A 17163-nucleotide genomic window follows, 5' to 3' on the forward strand; every position below is an offset into this window, starting at 1 on the left:
GGAGCAGGTCCCAAGGGTTTGGCTGTTCGCCAATTAAAGTGGTACGCGAGCTGGGTTCAGAACGTCGTGAGACAGTTCGGTCCTTATCTTCTGTGGTCGTAGGTAATTTGAGGAGAGCTATTCCTAGTACGAGAGGACCGGAATGGACGAACCTCTGGTGTTCCAGTTGTCGCGCCAGCGGCAGTGCTGGGTAGCTATGTTCGGAACGGATAACCGCTGAAAGCATCTAAGCGGGAAGCCAACTCCAAGATTAGATTACCCTGGGCCTTCGGGCCCCTAAAGTCCCCTTATAGACTATGAGGTTGATAGGCCGGGTGTGTACGCGCCGTAAGGCGTTTAGCTAACCGGTACTAATAGGACGTGAGGCTTACCTTTATTTTCTTTTGAAATTCATCTCAAGAGACTGTCGTTTTGGTCATATATCAATTTTCAAAATTTTACGTTTTGACACTTTGCTGGTGTCTATAGCGACGAGGTCACACCTGATCCCTTTCCGAACTCAGAAGTTAAGCTCGTCAGCGGCGATGGTACTGCACGGGAAACCGTGTGTGAGAGTAGCACGATGCCAGCATTTTTTTTAAGCCCGTAAGAAATTACGGGCTTATTTTTTTGGGAAATAAATTTCATGGCAATTCGAATTACACGGTAATAATCTTTAACAATGACGATTCCATTTAATAAAATGTCTGTTGTTGGTAATGAAGAAAAGTATCTGCTTGAAGCACTACATTCTGGCAAATGGTGCGGTCGAGGACCCAAAACAATTGCACTTGAAAATCTGCTTAAAGAAATCTGTAAGGTTAAATATGTTTTTTTTGTCACCAGCTGCACTTCTGCTCTTGAGATTAGTTGTTTAATTTCAAATATTGGCCCTGGTGATGAAGTTATAATGCCGAGTTTTGGCTTTGTATCCGCGGCCAATGCTGTCGTGCTTAGAGGTGCTAAACCTATTTTTGCTGATGTCGAATTAGATTCATGGAATTTATCAGCGCGTACTGTTGCACCCTTATTAACCACAAAAACAAAGGCTATATTAACTGTCCACTATGCTGGTTCAAGTGCGGGTATTGAAGATTTGCGAGAATTGTGTAAGCAAAATAAATTATTTTTAATCGAAGATGCTGCGCAATCTTTGGGGGCAAAAAGATCTGGTAAATTCATCGGCCCGACACCGTGGACAACCTGCTTTAGTTTGCATGAGACAAAAAATATTTCCTCAGGTGAAGGTGGTTTACTCATGACAGATTCTGAAGAAATAGCCTCAAAAGTGGAAATTCAAATCGAAAAAGGTACAAATAGGCAGAAGTTTTTTAGAGGAGAAATCGACAAGTATACTTGGGTAGATCGCGGTTCAAGTTATATTGCATCGGATCTATTAGCTGCAGTAGCTCTTGGTCAAGTTGAAAAGCTTAAGGAAATTACGAGTAAACGAAAATCTTTTTATGAACGTTATAAAAATGGGCTCGCAGAGTTTGAAGGAAAAATCACTTGGCAAAAAACAACTTCAGATGTTGAAACTAACGGCCATGTTGCAGCATTTACAGTTGATCCCCAGGTAAGGGCAAAGCTTATTTCGCAATTAAAAGAAAAAGGTATTGGAGTTACTTTTCACTATGTGCCGCTTCATGACGCGCCGTTTGCCAAAGAGAATGGTTTTAGTCCAACTAAAGATCTTCCTAACACTCGTCTTATTTCTGAAGGGCTCATTCGATTGCCGATTTACTATTCTATGACTGAACATGATGTTGAACATGTACTTCAGACAGTTCGTTCTGTAATAAATAAAATTTAACCAGAGACATTTTTTTTTGAATATTTAGATAAAGATATTTTATTAATATTTAGACAATAGCACGGTTTCAATTTTGGTTGAGTGACTCAGTGGTTGTTTTTGGAATCAGCGGTTTTGGTATTGGGTATCATAGTATTTTTTGTATTCTCCTGTTTGAACATTATTGAGCCATTGGGTGTTTTCTAAATACCAATTAATTGTGCGTTGTAATCCTTCATCAAAAGATGTTTTTGGGCGCCATCCGAGTTCATTTTTAATTTTTGAACTATCAATTGCATAGCGCCTGTCGTGTCCAGGTCTGTCTTTAACATAAGTTATGAGAGAGTCTGGCTTCTTGAGTTGGGTTAGGATTCGTTTCACAATTTGAATATTAGGCCATTCATTATCTGATCCTACATTATATATTTCGCCAGCACGGCCTTTCTCTAATACGGCCAATATGGCTTCGCAGTGATCATCTACATAAATCCAATCGCGAACATTTAAGCCGTCGCCATATACTGGTAATTTTTTGTCCGATTTTGCATTCATGATCATCAATGGAATTAATTTTTCAGGAAATTGAAAGGGGCCATAATTATTACTGCACCTTGTTGTGACAATATCCATTTCGTAGGTGTGATGATAGGCTCGGCAAAGTAAATCGGCCGCTGTCTTGCTTGCGGAATAAGGGCTGTTGGGAGCCAAGGGAGTTTCTTCGGTGAACTGACCTGTATCACCTAGAGTTCCATACACTTCGTCTGTTGAAACCTGGAGAAATCGCTTGGTTTTTAGATTACGAGCCACATCTAGCAAACGTTGAGTGCCATTAATATTTGTTTGAATAAAAGCTTCGGGGCCAGTGATGCTTCTGTCAACATGGCTTTCAGCAGCAAAATTAACAATGGCATCACAGTCTTGGGCTAGATTAGTCACTAAGTTTGTGTCTAAGATATCGCCTTTTACAAATTCATGGCGGGGATTGTTTTTGAGGTCTACAAGATTTTCAAGGTTTCCAGCGTAAGTTAGCAAGTCTAGATTGATGATGTGAATTGATGGTCTGTTTTGAAGTACATAACGCACAAAGTGATTTCCGATAAATCCAGCGCCACCAGTAACTAATATTTTTTTCATTTATCCCCTTTAATATTTGTCAAATCAACAAATTATGGATTTTCATAAATAATAGATTTTCATTTTGTAAAAGCCAATTCATATTCAGGATTTACTGATTTTGAAAGTAAAATCTATAGGGATAAAACTAGGAGCAATTGAGTACGTAATACTCGGGAGCTGTCAGCATTTAAAACTCAAGGATTTTATTACTTGGTAGGTCTGGGGCTGTGGAGCAAAGTTACATTCCGCAATTCTGATAAAGCATCACAATACAGCTTAAACCTAATATAAAAAGAAATAATGTCTGGCGAGCCATACTACCTCACCTTCTTTTCGGTGCAAGGGCACCAAACTAAAGTGAGATCTAGTGGCGAATATGCGACATGTTTGAACTATATTGACTACAAGATGGGCATTTTATTTGGAATTATTTTATATCGAATTAATCGCAGGAGAGCGGGGAGATCTTTTTTAGATCCCTCGCTCGGAGGTGGGATGTTTGAATATTATTTGTTTTTGTGGGTGATCGGTATCGGTGTATTGGAACACCTCAGGTAACCGAAGCCCTATGCATGAGTACTAGAGCAAAGGGAGGGCCAATGATTCCGAACGCCAAATAGAATATAGGCTCAGATGCCGCCAATAAGTAGTGACATTATGGCGGGTTTTTAAAATTTGGAGTCAATCTGCCACCGTTGGAGAGATTATTTAAATCGAGCCTTTTTCGGACTCTTCAAATAACTCATTTAAAATTCTGCGAGAAACCTCTAGGTCTTCCCAGGTTCCATATTTATTTTGAAAGCTTTCATATTCTTTTTTGTGAACAGGATTGCCCTTAACTGTGTCTGTATAAACTTTTTCGATGAGATCATCAGATTGCATCGATTGAGCATGAATGCGTTTCATTGTCTTTAATATCAGGAGTCCATCAAGAACTGGTGGTGTTGCTGTCCAGGTTGGTTTGTCAGCTTGTAAAATTTTAGATTGTGGATCCAGGTGAGTCGTTATCGTTTTTGAAGATTGGAGTGAGGAGCAGTTTGTAATGACAAATTGAAATATAACCATGCTTATGATTTTAGTTTTGGAATTCATTTTCGCCGCCTCAATTTTAATTTTGGTACGATTGTTTCGTAAAACCAGCATTATTCTAATGATACAAATAGTAGAGCAATGCCTGTGCCATGGAATTTGATGTTAGGGTTAACTTACTGGAATTTGTGTCACGTAATTCGATGTGAGGATGACTTGCTTGGGGTTTGTGCCTTTTTTCGTTGTAAGTAGTGACTGATTTTTAGACACAGAATTTAACTCATAATTTTAGATATTTAGCGCATTATGAGGGGTTCTAGTATTTTCAAAATTCACTATATACCAAATGAGTCTTCTTTTATGTGTTTTTGCCTTTCAATAAATCTCTTAAAGAAATAAGGGGTTAGCTAGCTTTTTAGCTCTGGCATTTATTTCGCTCTAAGTGGCAGTAGGAAAGATTGCGGAGAGAAACTTTGAACAAAATCAATTGGATATTACTAGCAAGTCTTATAATCTTTGAGATTCAGTGTGCCAAAGGGCCATCTCCTCAGGCTGGTTGTGGTTTTGTGCTTAATAATGAAGCGCAAAGAGTAAGCTGGAAAAAACAAACTCCAATTAAAATGTATTTTGATGCAAGTGTTCCAACTCAATTTCACGACGGTATTAAAGCTTCTTTTGCAACTTGGGAAAAAGCCATTGGCCAACAGATTTTTGATTTTGCAGGTTCGCTCCCTTCTTCAGTTCCGACTCAAGATCGTAAGAGTGTAATTTATTGGGAACAAACATGGGAAACTCAGAACAACACTCAGCAGGCTAATACCACAATTTTTTGGGTCGATAATCAGATCACAGAAGCGGACATTCGCGTTAACGCGCAGAATTTTGCCTTCTCGACAAATCCTGGTAACAACGATGTCGATATTGAATCACTTTTTCTTCATGAGCTTGGCCATGTATTGGGCCTAGCTCATAGTGGTTCTGAGCAGTCAGTCATGGCCCTCTATCTTTCAAGCGGTACGAAGCGTCGTGATCTTACTCCAGAAGACATATCTAGCGTTAAATGTGAGTACTGACACATATACACACTTCCAAGCCTTCTAAAGCACGAAGACTCTTCTAAAACCACTAACACTCTTGAGCTTCATGTAAAAAATTCTAATATCTGCGGTAAGTCATTTGATTTTCAGTTGTTTTAAGAATTATTTTGTTGTGGGGTGACGATTAAGGTCAGTAAGCTCTCACATAGAATAACTGCAGTGAAGCAGCAGCATTGGTTTTTAAAGTAATTCCGGGAGTTTATGAATTTTATGAATAAGAGTTCGATGGCATCTAAGTTGCTTAATAATGAAGTATCAGTGCGTGAGCAAATACTTGCACGCATCAAGCATCTAGTGGAGGAAGTTGACATGGCTCTTTATGATAGAGGTTCTGGAATAGGCTTTGTGTACGGAAATCTTGGGGATCTCCTGCGTAAAGTTCAATCGGTAGGAGCGACAGCTAAACCTACTTTGTTTCAAAGCGCTATTGAACGAAAAGATTCGGTTATTCGTAAAGATTCAATGGATCAATTAAAAGATAATGTTACTCGTCTTCAAGAAATGCACAGTCGTTTACAGTTCATGCTTACCGAACTCGAAGGTCTCGTAAAAAAATCATAATTATTTATTAAGTTACTTTTGGAATGACAACAGTCAAAACACCATTGTCATATGTTTTGCTGATGTCGTCGATTTTTACCTTTTTGGGAATATCAAATCGCTCTTGAAATGTTTGAACGTTATGGGTGCTAACGGTTTTACCCTCTTCATTAATTTGGTCATTGAAAGTGCGATTTCCACTTAATGTGACTCGATCATTTTTTACTCGTACGTCAATATTGTTTTTTTCATGTTCAGGAACTTTTGCCTTTAAAACATAGGCGCCAGAAGTTTCATAAAAATTAGTTTTGTTATCACGGATTTGATAAAATGGGTCGGCTTCTTTGCCGGCGTACTTATCAGAGGCTTTTAAGAATTGCTTCTTTTGATTGATGAGTTCACGACCCAAGGTGAGACCTTGATTAGTAAATGCGTCCCGCGCAGATTTTTCATTTTTTTCAAACTTATCTGTAAAATTAACGTGTTGGGAGTCTAAATGATTTTTGTGATGGGTTTGAAGATCTGCAAATTCCTTTTGCTGCCTGTTGATTTGATTGGTTCGCTGGGTGTCTTGTCTTAGTTTAAGCTCCTCAGTATCTTTTTTAAATTCAAGTTTTTCAGTTTTTAAGTTTTGTTTATGAGTATTTTTTTGCTCCACAAACTTCATTTTAGAATCAGTCTCAAGTTTTTGAAGTTGTTTTTCGTGTTTTTGCTGTTGAGTTTCTTCTGTTGTTAGGTATCTCTGTCTTGATTTTTGTAATTGAGTGCTGTCAGATTTGATTTGATCATCAATGCGGATTTTTGCTGTTGTTCTTTGGTCATTGATTTGTTTTGTGGTCTTTTGACGAAGCTGTTCTTGTTCTGTAATATTATATTCGCGTGTTTGATTAAGAGTTTTTGAATGATTGTCTTTCTCTTTTACGATTGTTTGTTGGAAATTCTTAGATTCATCTTTAAATTTTTGCGCATGATTTTCTCTGACTTCTTGAAAGCGTTTTGATTCTCGGTTATCAACAGCAGTTAGTCTTTTTTGATAGTTTTCTTTGAGTTCATTGATTTGTTGGTTGCCTTTTTCATGAACACTATCTGACTTGCCTGCGACTTTTTTCTGAGCTTCTTCTAGGCGTTTGTTGCTTGTTTCATTAATTGCTTCTAACTGAGCTGAAGTCCGAATACTGAGGTGTTCTTTTTGTGTTTTTACTTGATCGTTTTGTGCTTTTGCCCAATCTGCATAATGCTGTTTTGTTTGTTCGATATGAGCACTTTGAGATTCTTGCTTTTTATTAAGGTTTTCAAGTTTTTGATTTGTCTGAGTATCAAGAGCTTGTTGACGCTCACTTGCTTCTTGTTCAGCAGCAGCTGTCTTATGTTTTACTTTTGTTTGGATGTGATTAACTACTGCTTGACCGGATTTCTCTTCTTCATGAATCTTTTTGTCATAGCGTTCACGGACATCCGTAAGCTCTTCTTGATATTTATCTTTGAGCTCTTCTTTTTGCTTTTCAAACCGATCGCGCATTTGTGTTAAGTCACGATTGGCGTCTGTTCGCGTAATGTCTGCCATTTATCTCCTCCATGAGATAAATTAGTATGAATTTAGTGTAACATGTTTTGCGAATTACTGTTGAGCGGGAGCTCTCTGCACTGGAGAACTTAGACCTTGGGCCTGTTGTATTTGAGGTCCGGGTTTTTGATTTGGCAAATCTAGTGGTTGAATCACGGGTTTGGCACAATACTTAGCAAAATCATTCGTGCGGCCACGGCACATCCAATGCTCAATGAGGCGTGTTTGTTGAGTTGGTGTGATCTTGTAGTAAGTTTCATATTGAAGGTGATCCAGTGAGGTTATTACTTCATTTTCATTCTTCTGATTAACATCGTATTTAATACCTAGGCGATAGACGCGATACTCTGCATGGCTTGTATGATTACAAGTTAAAATGAACAGAGATATGATTATAAAATGATTTGCCCAAGTATTCATTACTTGGCTTATCGTCGAGTTATTAAAATTTCTTTAGGATTTGTTGTTTTTGTGGATTTGTTGTTTTAGTGTTGTTTTAGTGTTTTAGATTATTTTGCTCAAAGATGCTGTTTTCAACGATATTAAAATACGTTCTAAGTAGAAGATCATATGTTTCTTGATCAAGCATTTCTAAAAAATCTTTTTTAGCGGTGAGTGAGTCTTTAGCTATGAAATCAGAGAGTAGTTTTTGAATGCGATTTACATTTTCAAAGGTGAAAAAATCCATTTCTTCAGTTGGCTTACTCAAAACACGCCTGATACTGGCATTGTCGAACAGGAGGTGGAGTCCTTGAGCGGATTGATTAAATAAATACTCAACTTGTTCCATTTGAGTTTTATCGATGTAAACCATAAAGGGATCTGCCTCCTTGCAGAAAACCTACTATATTCAGTTTAAGGAATGTTTACTCGAAGATGCAAGCACTGCTATGATGTAATCTGAATAATTATCAAGAGGAGCAGGGACGCTCATGAATAAATTTAATAGTCGTTTATCACCCATCTCGGCCTTGGTCTTGGTTTTAGGACTGATAATCAATACAGCAAATGCGCAAGAAACTAATACTCAAACATTTGATGTTGATGACTCTGGAACTTCGAGCCATCACGCTACGAGATTGAGTATGGATATTGTTTCAGCTACGGCTGCACCTCCAGAGAGTATTAGTTTTACAAGTTATGCCTTTGGTATCGAGCAAGATCTCGGTAAGCGCGTTACCCTCATGGGTAAACTCCCACTTATTTCTGGGAATGCAATTGTCAGAAATGAAATTGGTGAGAAAAAATTTAATGAGCTTGGAAACCCCTTTTTAGGAGCTTACCTACAATTACTTCAGCTTCAAGAGTACCACCCTTTATGGCTCTCGGTTCATGGAGGTGTGAGATTTTCTCGCCCAGAAAAAGAAACAATCGCTGCAGCTCGGTATCAAGAATATCACACGGGACTTTCGCTCACGAAATATTTTGACTCAGTCGCAGTTATTACACAGGCAACTTACATTCAAAAAGTTGATGAAGCAGAGGCTGGTTTAAATGTCGGTAACCAGTTAGATGGGTATGGTGGACTTCGAATTAATATCGATGAAGATTGGGTTGTTCAGGGTGGATATGTAGTGAAGCATGCAGATCCGTTACGCTACATGAACGAAGTGATTGTAAAAGATTGCCTTTACACTGCTGCGGATTTGCAAGTTACTTTTCATTTGAGTCCAATAATGGATTTAGTGGGCCGCTTTGCAATTCCACTAGCTTCACAGCAAAGCTATGGTGCTGCCCAAGCAGCATTTGGTGATCTTACAACTCAAGCCAGCCTTGGACGAAGTTGGTCACTGGGTGTCAACGTAGGTCTTTGAAAGTGAGTGGTAATTGGTTCGTCGCTTAATTTTTGAAACGTGTTCAAATTGCGGGAAGAAAATTACTGACGACGAACTAGCCATTCTCGTTGATGAACACAATGACCTTATTTTTTGTTCTGAGAAATGTATTCATGAAAACTTTGAAGAAGAAATTGAAGCGTTAGAAGATCAGTACATTGCGGCGCGTACACCTGATGATATCAAGTTTCCAGAGTTTAGAAAATATGAACACTTTCTGAAGATTTTACTCAATGAGCCAGACGAGGTCTGGGAGGTTGATACCAGTGAAGATGAACCTCCAATGTGTTTTCTCATCGGTGAATTTCTTCATGAAAAAGATCGTGTTTTTTATGTGGCTGCTGTTTACTATGATTTCAATAAGCCGGTTTTTGTCTACATGCATTTTCCAACGCGAGATGAAAAACTAATCGAAAAATATCGTAGAGATAATCTTGTTTTTGATGCAACAGAAAATGATGATTTGGATATTCTAGATGATGTTATCACTGAGGAGAATATTGCTTTTCAACTTTATGAAGAAATGCTTTTGCATCGGTCATCGACTGATATAGACACGGAAGATTTTAGTCAGTTTAATGATTTAAAACTATCTACTGTTGAAAAACCCTCAGAAGTCTGGCGACTTGTTGACGATGAAGGTGTAACGTTTTTGATCTATATGGCGAGTTATCAAAAGGATAATGAAAATGTAACCTATATCGTCGTTGCCATTGAAGATGAATTAACCCAAGCTACGTTTCCGATATTTGGGTTTCCGACGGTTGATCTAAAGCTTGTCGATAGATTTCGTAAAGGCGAAATGTTTGTCTTAAAATCTAGTGGGAGTGAATTTTAATTTTTTCCAGGCAAGAGATGGGGTGTAACCATTGTGCCTTGTTCGGTTGCGTCGGGAACAAGGTTTGTGCTTGTTTGTTTGTCTTGGTAAATTGCAAAATATTTGTCTGTTCCGTGAAATCTCACCTGAAAGCTTGAGCCTGTATTGTTAGCCACAACGGCCCTGAGTCTCATAGATGCAGCAAGATTAATATTAATGGGTGTGAGCTCAGTTTCTGTGATGGCTCCATAAACTGAATATGTACTCACAGGATTCGCCGCGGCGCAGAGTTCCATTGTGTAATCTTCGCTAGTGCTAAGTTTTTTCACTAAAAGTTGAAGTCCTCTGTCTACTACGTTTGCGCCACAAATACTTTTGTTGTAATTGTCGGTTGACGGCGCGCAAGCGGTGTTAAGTGACACAGTTGCGACTGTTAACAATAATATTTGTACCAATATTGTTCGTTTCAAAATTTAAGCTCCTATGCAATAGTTATTGTAATCTATAGGAGAGACAAAAGACATGCCACGAATATTTCTGACCACAAACTACTTAACGATTTATTCATTGTGCTTGATTGGATGTTTGTTTTTCAGCCAGGCTTGTAGTCATAAGCCAATACCTGAGGTGAAAACTCAATCCCCACAAATTCTTAGTGAGTCTTCTGTAGTAAAATTTCGTCCTCTGGAAGATCCTGTGACACTTAAAAATTCTGGTGAGCCAGGGCGTGTGGAGTTAGTAAATAATTGTTCACTAGCCATTACTCGCACTTTTGATAAAGAAGAAATTAGGCATAAAAAAATAGAAGCTGTAGATTTTAAAGTTCAAACAACGACTACAAAAGTATTAAAAAATTCTAATATTATTCAAAATATACAAACCATTTGGAAAGATGGATTTGTTAATCTCCATGATCTGGCGTATCCGGAGTTGGGTGAAATCATGGAGGTGGAAAGTACTCGAAGTGGAGAAATCAAGAAGGCGGGGAATTACCCGAAAACTTCTATCTTTTTTTTGCCACCACTTCCTTTACCTAAAAAACCCGTCAATGTAGGTGAAGAGTGGAAGTCAGAGCATTCATGGAAAAGTGAAGAAAATGGTTTACCATTGAAAGTGAGTATTGTTTCAAAATACTTGGGATCAAAACAATGTGGAGATTTTGCCTGTGCTGAAATAAGTGTTAAGGGTGAGGTCCATATGCCGGCGGCCATTGAAAAGAAAAATGGATTTATGCATAAACTTAGCGGTCGGTTCCTGTTCGAGCCAAAGAGGGGGCTTCTTGTGTGGGCAGAATTTGGTTCTGATGAGGCCATAAGTGCGGGGGGAGCACGAGCTGAAGTGCGCTCGACGCTGAGATCGGAGTTGATCTTACCACTTGGGTACCGCACAACAGATCGTGGAGAGCCAACTTGTCCGATCGAAACCAAGGAAGAATAAAACCAATCATATAAGTCCAACTACTCATGAGATAACCCATTGCGCGCCAATAAGCCTCGGGCATTGTAAGTGACTCTTGAGTTGATGACTTTACAACGCGTAAACCCATCACGCGTTTGCCAAGTGTGTTTCCAAATAATCCTAGACTAAGTGTAAAGTAGCCGAGGAAGAAAAAGCCTCCGCAAAACTGGCTTAAAAAAAGTTCCATATCATGGTCAGCGGGCACACCGTATTTAGCGCAAGTCGTATGATAGACCCACAGCGTGAAGTTGCCGAAAACAGCTTGTAAAACGATAATTACAAAGAGATCTATTCCAAAGGATGTAACTCGTTGATTTTGTGAGGCTGGTTTGTGTTGAATGTGCATACACACTTGTCGGCTGTTTAAAGATTTTCCACATATGACTTAGGTCTAAAGAAAAATTTATTGGGTTCTTTGTGGGTGGAGCGGTTGGTGGTAAAATGGTTTATGGTTAAAAAGATATTCATTTTAATACTTACATTGTCTGCGGTAAGTAATGCTGAAGTTAAACACCGAGGAGATGCCCCTCCACAAGATTTACCTGTGAGTGATCAAGGCTCATCAGCGCGTGACTATGCTAAGATTGCTAAGATTTATACCCAAGGCGAAGACTGTTCAAAAGTAGATAAAAATCGGGGCTATTTTTTAAGTAAGATTTCTGATTTGCCAGTTTGGCAACGAAGTGTGCTTGAAATAACAGCTTCGGATTTTAAGAACCAAGTGGTTCCTTTTGAATGTATTCAAAAAGCTCAGATGTTGCCAACTAAAGGTATTATTGATCTTCGACAATGCGACAAATGGAATAATAGAAAAAAAGTTCCGCAAGCTTGTGTTTCAACTCATTACAGTTCGGTGCTTTATAATACATATAATCGTGTCATGGATTGTTTTGGTATACCTCCGAAGGAATTATTTGCCCTCATTAATCATGAATCGCGTTTTCAAGTAAATGCGGTAAGTGGTAATAGTTGCGCGGGTGTTGGGCAAATCACTGGCGGTGCAGTTGAGACGCTTAATCGTCCAAAAAACTGGCAACAGTTTGGAGCTGAAGTAGTTGCGAAAAATCAAGCTGAACATTGTCAGCCCATAAAATACATTATGGAAAGACCTCAATTACAGATGAATTTTAAAGATAAAAATAATCGTTGTGAAGCGATAAGCATGCCTGAAAGTCCTCTTATGAATCTGGTTTACACGGCAATGAATCATACGATGAATAGAAAAGGTATTTTTGAATTAATCGAAGCACATTCTAAGAGACTTCCGAGAGGTTTTAGCCCTAAAGAAAAAGAACGATTGATCACGCAATTAACTTCACACGCTTATAATGTTGGATTGGGCGAAACCAAGCGCATTTATAGAACCTATATTACAAATAATACTATGACCCGTGATAAACTCGATTTGCTTAATCCTAATAGTGGATTTAACACTTTCTTGCGTAAAAAAACAAGAACAGGGCACGCTCCTGGTACAATTAAAGATAAGAGACGTCGTCATGAAGTTTCTCATTATATGGCAAGTGTAAGTAAGGATTTAAAATTAATTGAAGGTTCAGATATTGAGAAGGGTCAATGTTCAGACGCACAGTTATATTATTAATATTAGTACTTTGTTCCTTGGGAATGTCAGTTACAGCTGGTGCAGCTAGTAATGCTGTGGATACTTATGGTGAATTTATAAATAAGCTTGTGAGTGATACCAAAAAGAACATGTCATCTAAAGTGAGTTTGCCTGATAAGCGAAAAATATTTTCTTCATTTAAGAAAACCCTCATAGGTTTTGATCGGTTAAAACTGACAATTGATGAACAGTTAAATATTAATGGTCTTGAAGAATTTGTAGATATTATTGATGAAAAAAACTTTCAAACTCGTAATTGTATGTCAGATCGCACCGCAATTGTTTTTAATTTCAGCCCGCGTAACGATGAGCCTGAATATTTTCCGCTTTATATTAGAGATACATTAGCCTTTTTAGATTTATTTTGTGGGTCAGAAATTAAGTCTAATTAATCGCTTAATGTAACCCAGGTGACGCCATCACCACCGGTATTTTTGTCTCCTGCATTCCATTTTGCTACATAACGACTTTTTGATAGAAATTGACGAACTGCTTTTTTTAATTGTTCGGTTCCAAAGCCATGGATGATTTTAACAGAGTCTTTTTGTTCACGCATACAGTCATCTAGCCATTTTTCAAGCCGGGTGACAGCTTCGTCGATGCGCTGCCCTCGTAAATCAAGTTCTGAGGCGTTATCGTCAATGGGAATTGATTGAGCTGAAGAGGAGCGTCTGATTACCTGAACTGGTTGTTCTTCTTTTTGACCAAGGCCAATGAGTGTGTGCCAAGGGAGTTGAACGCGCATCATGTCGGCAAGTACTGGCACCTGACCTTTATGATCAGGTTCACCTTGAATAATCACTTGCCTGCTTAAGCGTGTGGAGTAGGCTGGGGTGCCTGGTTTAAAATCGCGCTTAAAGTCTTCAAGTGTTTGTGGTTTATTTTGTGAAGGTTTTGCTTTCACAATTTCTGGAAGTTCAGCTTTGATATCGTGAAGTGTTTTATTGCGAAGTCTATCTTGTCTTGCGTCTTCAATAAGATTTTCGATTTTTTTCTCAGCTTTTTGCAAGGCTTTCTCTAACCAGCGATCTCTTTGTTCTCGAAATTTTTTAACTAATTCTTGATATTGATTTTTCGCTTTCTTTGCTTCTTCACTATCAATAAGGGTTTGATTTTTTAATTCAATAATTTGTTCTTTAAAATCTTCAATTTCTTCTAATTCTTGTGAGCGCTCAAGCCCTACAGGTGAAAGATGGCTTTTTGCTCTTTTTATAATGTCTTGTAGCACCCCAAGTTTTTCTGCAACAGCAAGTGCTAAGCTTCGTCCTGGAAAACCAATGAGTAATTGATAAGTAGGTTTATTAGTCTTGAGATCAAATTCAAGGCTGCCGTGTTCAACGCCAGTTTCTTTTGACCAGTGCTCTTTGAGTGGACCCAAATGGCTTGTAATAACAGCAAATACTTTTTGCTGGCAAAAATGCTCAATAAAACTTCGTGCAAGAGCAGCGCCTTCTTCTGGATCTGTGGCTCCGCAAATTTCATCTACTAAAATAAGATTTCCTTCACCTTTAATACGACTTGCAAGGTTTAGTCTTGCGATGTGTGAGCTAAAGCTTGAGAGATTTTCACCCACACTTTGTAGGTCACCAATAATGGGGTCAATCTGTTTAAAAAATGGAAGTTCACTCCCATCATCGCAAGCCACAGGTAATCCACACCTAGCCATTTGCGCGGCAAGGCCAATTGCTTTAAGTAAAACTGTTTTACCACCAGCATTGGGGCCAGAGAGTAAAAGAATTTTTCTATTTTCTCCCATGGTAACTGTATTTGGAATTACTTTAATACCTTGTAGAACTAATAGTGGATGCCTGAGGTTAATTAAACCGAATCGATCTTGATTTGAAAATAACGGCAAAGTTCCTTTGATATTTTGATTCAGGTAAGCTTTGGCAAAAGTGACATCTGCTTCAATGAGTGAGTGATCGGCATTTATAAAAGAGGTTACAAAGCGTGTGAGATATTGGCTGAGCTCTTTTAAGATGCGGTATATTTCTTCGGCGATATGAATTTGAACTTCGCGTAGTCGATTGTTCATGGGGATAACTTCGTCGGGCTCCATGAAAACTGTTTGTTTGGTTTGGCTGGCGTCATGAATAAGGCCTTTGACGTCATGTTGGCTTCCACTTTTTACGGGAATAACCATGCGACCTTCGCGATTGGTCACGTATTTATCTTGAAGAATATTTTCCATCTGCCGACGAGCTACGATTTGATCAAGGGTTTTTGAAATTTCACGACCCAAACGTCTTCGCTCTTCACAAAGTGATGCAAGGGTTGGTGAAGCGTCTTCGTTGATTTCGCCACTAGGTGAGAGAACATGATTGATTGCAGAAATTTGTGATTTAAAATCAGCTATTCTTGCCGATTCAGAATTTGCCCATTTATTTTTTGGCTGTTTAAGAAGTGTTTTTAAATTTTGAGCAGTGTTTAAGAATTGCCTTAAAACGATGAGTTCTTTCACATCGAGCACTGCGTGCACATTAAGACGTTCAGAAATTGGTGAAATATGATCAATGACTGAGAGATCGGGTAACTCAGATTCTAAGATTATACTTTGTGCTTCTTTGATATTTTCAATAAGAAGTATTGCTTTCGCAGATGTATCTTGAGGGCTGAGATTTCGGCAAAGTTCTTTTGCGCGCTCAGAGTGAGCGTGTGCAGAAAGTTTATCTAATAAACTTGGCCAATCAAGTTCTCTGTGATTTGCCGACATAACGACCAATGAGTGTGATAAGAAAAGGTAAAATTAAGAAAATAAATGGAATAAAATCTAAAATTTTTGAAAAAAAAGTATTTTTAACTTGGCTAAAATATGGCACATCAACTGTTTGCGCCCACTCAGTATCTTGCGGGCCTTTAGCTAGTATGTGACCTCGCGCATCGGCAATGACGCTAAAGCCAGTATTTGTTGAACGAATCATGGGTCTACGAAATTCAATGGTGCGAGCAATAGTCATAATCATATGTTGATAGGGTTCAAAAGATTTTCCAAACCAGCTATCATTTGTGACGTTCACAAAAATCTGAACTCCAAGTTTAGCTGTTTTTCCTACGAATGAAACATCAAGCCCTTCATAGCAAATAAGTGGTGAAAAAGAAGTATTATTTAATTGAAAAACCATAGGCCCCGCACCTCGTCCGAAATCAGATATTTCAGGAATGAGATCTTTTAAAAAAGGAAAATATTGCGCACCTGGAAAATACTCACCAAATGCGAGAAGTATGTTTTTACGATACCCAGGCTTAGCTGTGCCTGTTTGATCAATGGCAAATACGGCATTATAAGATTTATTATTATTATCGCCGGGGTCTTCTGAATAAGCGCCAATGAGCATTGGAATTGCTTGGGCTTTGACAAAATCAAAAATTCTTCGCTGATAAAAACCGTCTTGCAAACCAGGATCAAGACTTGCTGGATAAGCAGTTTCAGGCCAAACAATGATATCGGGTTTTAAGGCTGACTTTGCTAAACCTTCGATTGTGAGATCAAAATATTTTCGAACAACGGGTTCTTGATACCCAGCACCTCGTTCGGCTAAAAATTTATCGTAGTTTCCGATATTGGGTTGAATGAGTAGGGCGTGTAATGTTTTATCTTCAAGGCCAAGATTTTTTTCTACATAAGTGCCTATTGATTCTGCACAAAAAAGTAGAAACACAAAAACAATAACAGATCGGCTCCAACCAGGTTTTGGGTATTTCACAAAAGCTGTTGCAAAAGCTGCATTAGAAAGTAAAACCAAAAAACTTAGGCCATTAAAACCGATAAATTCTGCGAGCTGACTTGATTTAAAATGACTAAATAAAAGCGGGTACCCAAAATTCCATGGAAATATCATTGGGAAAAACCATTCACCAGCAACTAAGAGTGACGCTAGAAGTGTGAAAAACCAACCTGGTGTGAGCGGCCATCGTCTATTAATTTTGTAGGCGATGTAGCCAGCGATAGGAACATGTAGTGAGGCTATACAACAAAAGCCTATCAAAACGAGAATGCTCAATGCCCATGGCAAGTGGCCATATTCTCTAGCTGTATGTGCTATCCAGTTAAAACCAATGAAGACAAAAACAAATTGGCAAACAAAGCCTGTGAGTAAAATCTGTTTAGCTGTTGGAGCTCTGTGCCAGCTGACCATGAGCGGAACAAGTGCAAAAAACAATGCCCATGCCGGAAATGGTGGGTAGCTGGTGGCGATGAGCACTGCTGAAAGAATCGCGCTGAAATATGCATTTTGTGAAAGCACCAAAAAGTTGCTCAGTTTTTTCATGATGTCCTCTGATCTTATTTATTATCATAAGTAAGATCAGAGGC

At 38.6% G+C, this 17163-nt stretch carries 16 protein-coding genes and 2 rRNA genes; 10 read left to right on the plus strand and 8 right to left on the minus strand.

What is annotated here, in order from left to right; genetic code table 11:
• The 3 genes from SGI74_10060 to rffA form a co-directional block, all read left to right on the plus strand.
• Window positions 1–375, plus strand: a 23S ribosomal RNA gene (locus SGI74_10060); the annotation flags it as partial.
• A 79-nt stretch (window positions 376–454) separates the two neighbouring features.
• Window positions 455–571: ribosomal RNA gene (gene rrf, locus SGI74_10065) — 5S ribosomal RNA — on the plus strand.
• 90 nt (window positions 572–661) lie between these two features.
• A complete protein-coding gene (gene rffA, locus SGI74_10070; GenBank protein MDZ4677839.1) occupies window positions 662–1792 on the plus strand; it encodes a dTDP-4-amino-4,6-dideoxygalactose transaminase in 1131 nt (376 codons plus the stop codon).
• 105 nt (window positions 1793–1897) lie between these two features.
• On the opposite strand, the gene rfbB is transcribed toward rffA, so the two are convergent.
• On the minus strand, window positions 1898–2905 hold the full coding sequence (rfbB, locus tag SGI74_10075; protein MDZ4677840.1) for a dTDP-glucose 4,6-dehydratase: 1008 nt from the start codon (window positions 2903–2905) through the stop codon (window positions 1898–1900).
• 690 nt (window positions 2906–3595) lie between these two features.
• The gene (locus SGI74_10080) at window positions 3596–3979 is read right to left on the minus strand and encodes a hypothetical protein (protein MDZ4677841.1); all 384 of its coding nucleotides are present in this window, start codon (window positions 3977–3979) and stop codon (window positions 3596–3598) included.
• A 410-nt stretch (window positions 3980–4389) separates the two neighbouring features.
• On the opposite strand from SGI74_10080, the gene SGI74_10085 reads away from it, so the two are divergent.
• Together SGI74_10085 and SGI74_10090 are read left to right on the plus strand one after the other, a co-directional pair.
• A complete protein-coding gene (locus SGI74_10085; protein MDZ4677842.1) occupies window positions 4390–4989 on the plus strand; it encodes a matrixin family metalloprotease in 600 nt (199 codons plus the stop codon).
• A gap of 249 nt (window positions 4990–5238) precedes the next feature.
• Window positions 5239–5574 (plus strand): hypothetical protein, encoded by a 336-nt coding sequence (locus SGI74_10090; GenBank protein MDZ4677843.1) that lies wholly within the window; start codon window positions 5239–5241, stop codon window positions 5572–5574.
• A gap of 7 nt (window positions 5575–5581) precedes the next feature.
• Here SGI74_10090 and SGI74_10095 read toward each other — a convergent pair whose 3' ends face one another.
• The 3 genes from SGI74_10095 to SGI74_10105 form a co-directional block, all read right to left on the minus strand.
• Window positions 5582–7117 (minus strand): Hsp20 family protein, encoded by a 1536-nt coding sequence (locus tag SGI74_10095; protein ID MDZ4677844.1) that lies wholly within the window; start codon window positions 7115–7117, stop codon window positions 5582–5584.
• A gap of 54 nt (window positions 7118–7171) precedes the next feature.
• Entirely contained in the window at window positions 7172–7537 is a 366-nt protein-coding gene (locus SGI74_10100; GenBank protein MDZ4677845.1) for a hypothetical protein, read from the minus strand.
• Between the two features lie 76 nt (window positions 7538–7613).
• Window positions 7614–7931, minus strand: a complete 318-nt coding sequence (locus SGI74_10105; GenBank protein ID MDZ4677846.1) for a hypothetical protein — start codon at window positions 7929–7931, stop codon at window positions 7614–7616.
• Window positions 7932–8049: 118 nt separating this feature from the next.
• Between SGI74_10105 and SGI74_10110 the strand changes: the two genes are divergently transcribed.
• Window positions 8050–8931 carry a hypothetical protein gene (locus SGI74_10110; GenBank protein MDZ4677847.1) on the plus strand — a complete coding sequence of 294 codons (882 nt, stop codon included), beginning with the start codon at window positions 8050–8052 and terminating at the stop codon, window positions 8929–8931.
• A 13-nt stretch (window positions 8932–8944) separates the two neighbouring features.
• A complete protein-coding gene (locus SGI74_10115) occupies window positions 8945–9790 on the plus strand; it encodes a hypothetical protein (GenBank protein ID MDZ4677848.1) in 846 nt (281 codons plus the stop codon).
• Here SGI74_10115 and SGI74_10120 read toward each other — a convergent pair.
• Window positions 9787–10239 (minus strand): hypothetical protein, encoded by a 453-nt coding sequence (locus SGI74_10120; protein MDZ4677849.1) that lies wholly within the window; start codon window positions 10237–10239, stop codon window positions 9787–9789. The two genes, SGI74_10115 and SGI74_10120, sit on opposite strands and share 4 nt — an antisense overlap.
• Before the next feature lie 52 nt (window positions 10240–10291).
• Here SGI74_10120 and SGI74_10125 point away from each other — a divergent pair, with 52 nt between their 5' ends.
• The 3 genes from SGI74_10125 (at window position 10292) to SGI74_10135 (ending at window position 13243) form a co-directional block, all read left to right on the plus strand.
• The gene (locus tag SGI74_10125) at window positions 10292–11206 is read left to right on the plus strand and encodes a hypothetical protein (GenBank protein MDZ4677850.1); all 915 of its coding nucleotides are present in this window, start codon (window positions 10292–10294) and stop codon (window positions 11204–11206) included.
• 469 nt (window positions 11207–11675) lie between these two features.
• Entirely contained in the window at window positions 11676–12830 is a 1155-nt protein-coding gene (locus SGI74_10130; GenBank protein MDZ4677851.1) for a hypothetical protein, read from the plus strand.
• The gene (locus SGI74_10135; protein ID MDZ4677852.1) at window positions 12803–13243 is read left to right on the plus strand and encodes a hypothetical protein; all 441 of its coding nucleotides are present in this window, start codon (window positions 12803–12805) and stop codon (window positions 13241–13243) included. The genes SGI74_10130 and SGI74_10135 overlap by 28 nt, the downstream gene beginning before the upstream one ends.
• Here SGI74_10135 and SGI74_10140 read toward each other — a convergent pair.
• Together SGI74_10140 and lnt are read right to left on the minus strand one after the other, a co-directional pair.
• Window positions 13240–15564 carry a Smr/MutS family protein gene (locus SGI74_10140; protein ID MDZ4677853.1) on the minus strand — a complete coding sequence of 775 codons (2325 nt, stop codon included), beginning with the start codon at window positions 15562–15564 and terminating at the stop codon, window positions 13240–13242. The genes SGI74_10135 and SGI74_10140 overlap by 4 nt on opposite strands.
• Window positions 15539–17119 (minus strand): apolipoprotein N-acyltransferase, encoded by a 1581-nt coding sequence (gene lnt, locus SGI74_10145; GenBank protein MDZ4677854.1) that lies wholly within the window; start codon window positions 17117–17119, stop codon window positions 15539–15541. Before lnt ends, SGI74_10140 begins: the two co-directional genes overlap by 26 nt.
• Between the last annotated feature and the right edge of the window lie 44 nt (window positions 17120–17163).

The sequence above is a fragment of the Oligoflexia bacterium genome, assembly GCA_034439615.1.
Lineage (GTDB): Bacteria > Bdellovibrionota > Bdellovibrionia > JABDDW01 > JABDDW01 > JAWXAT01.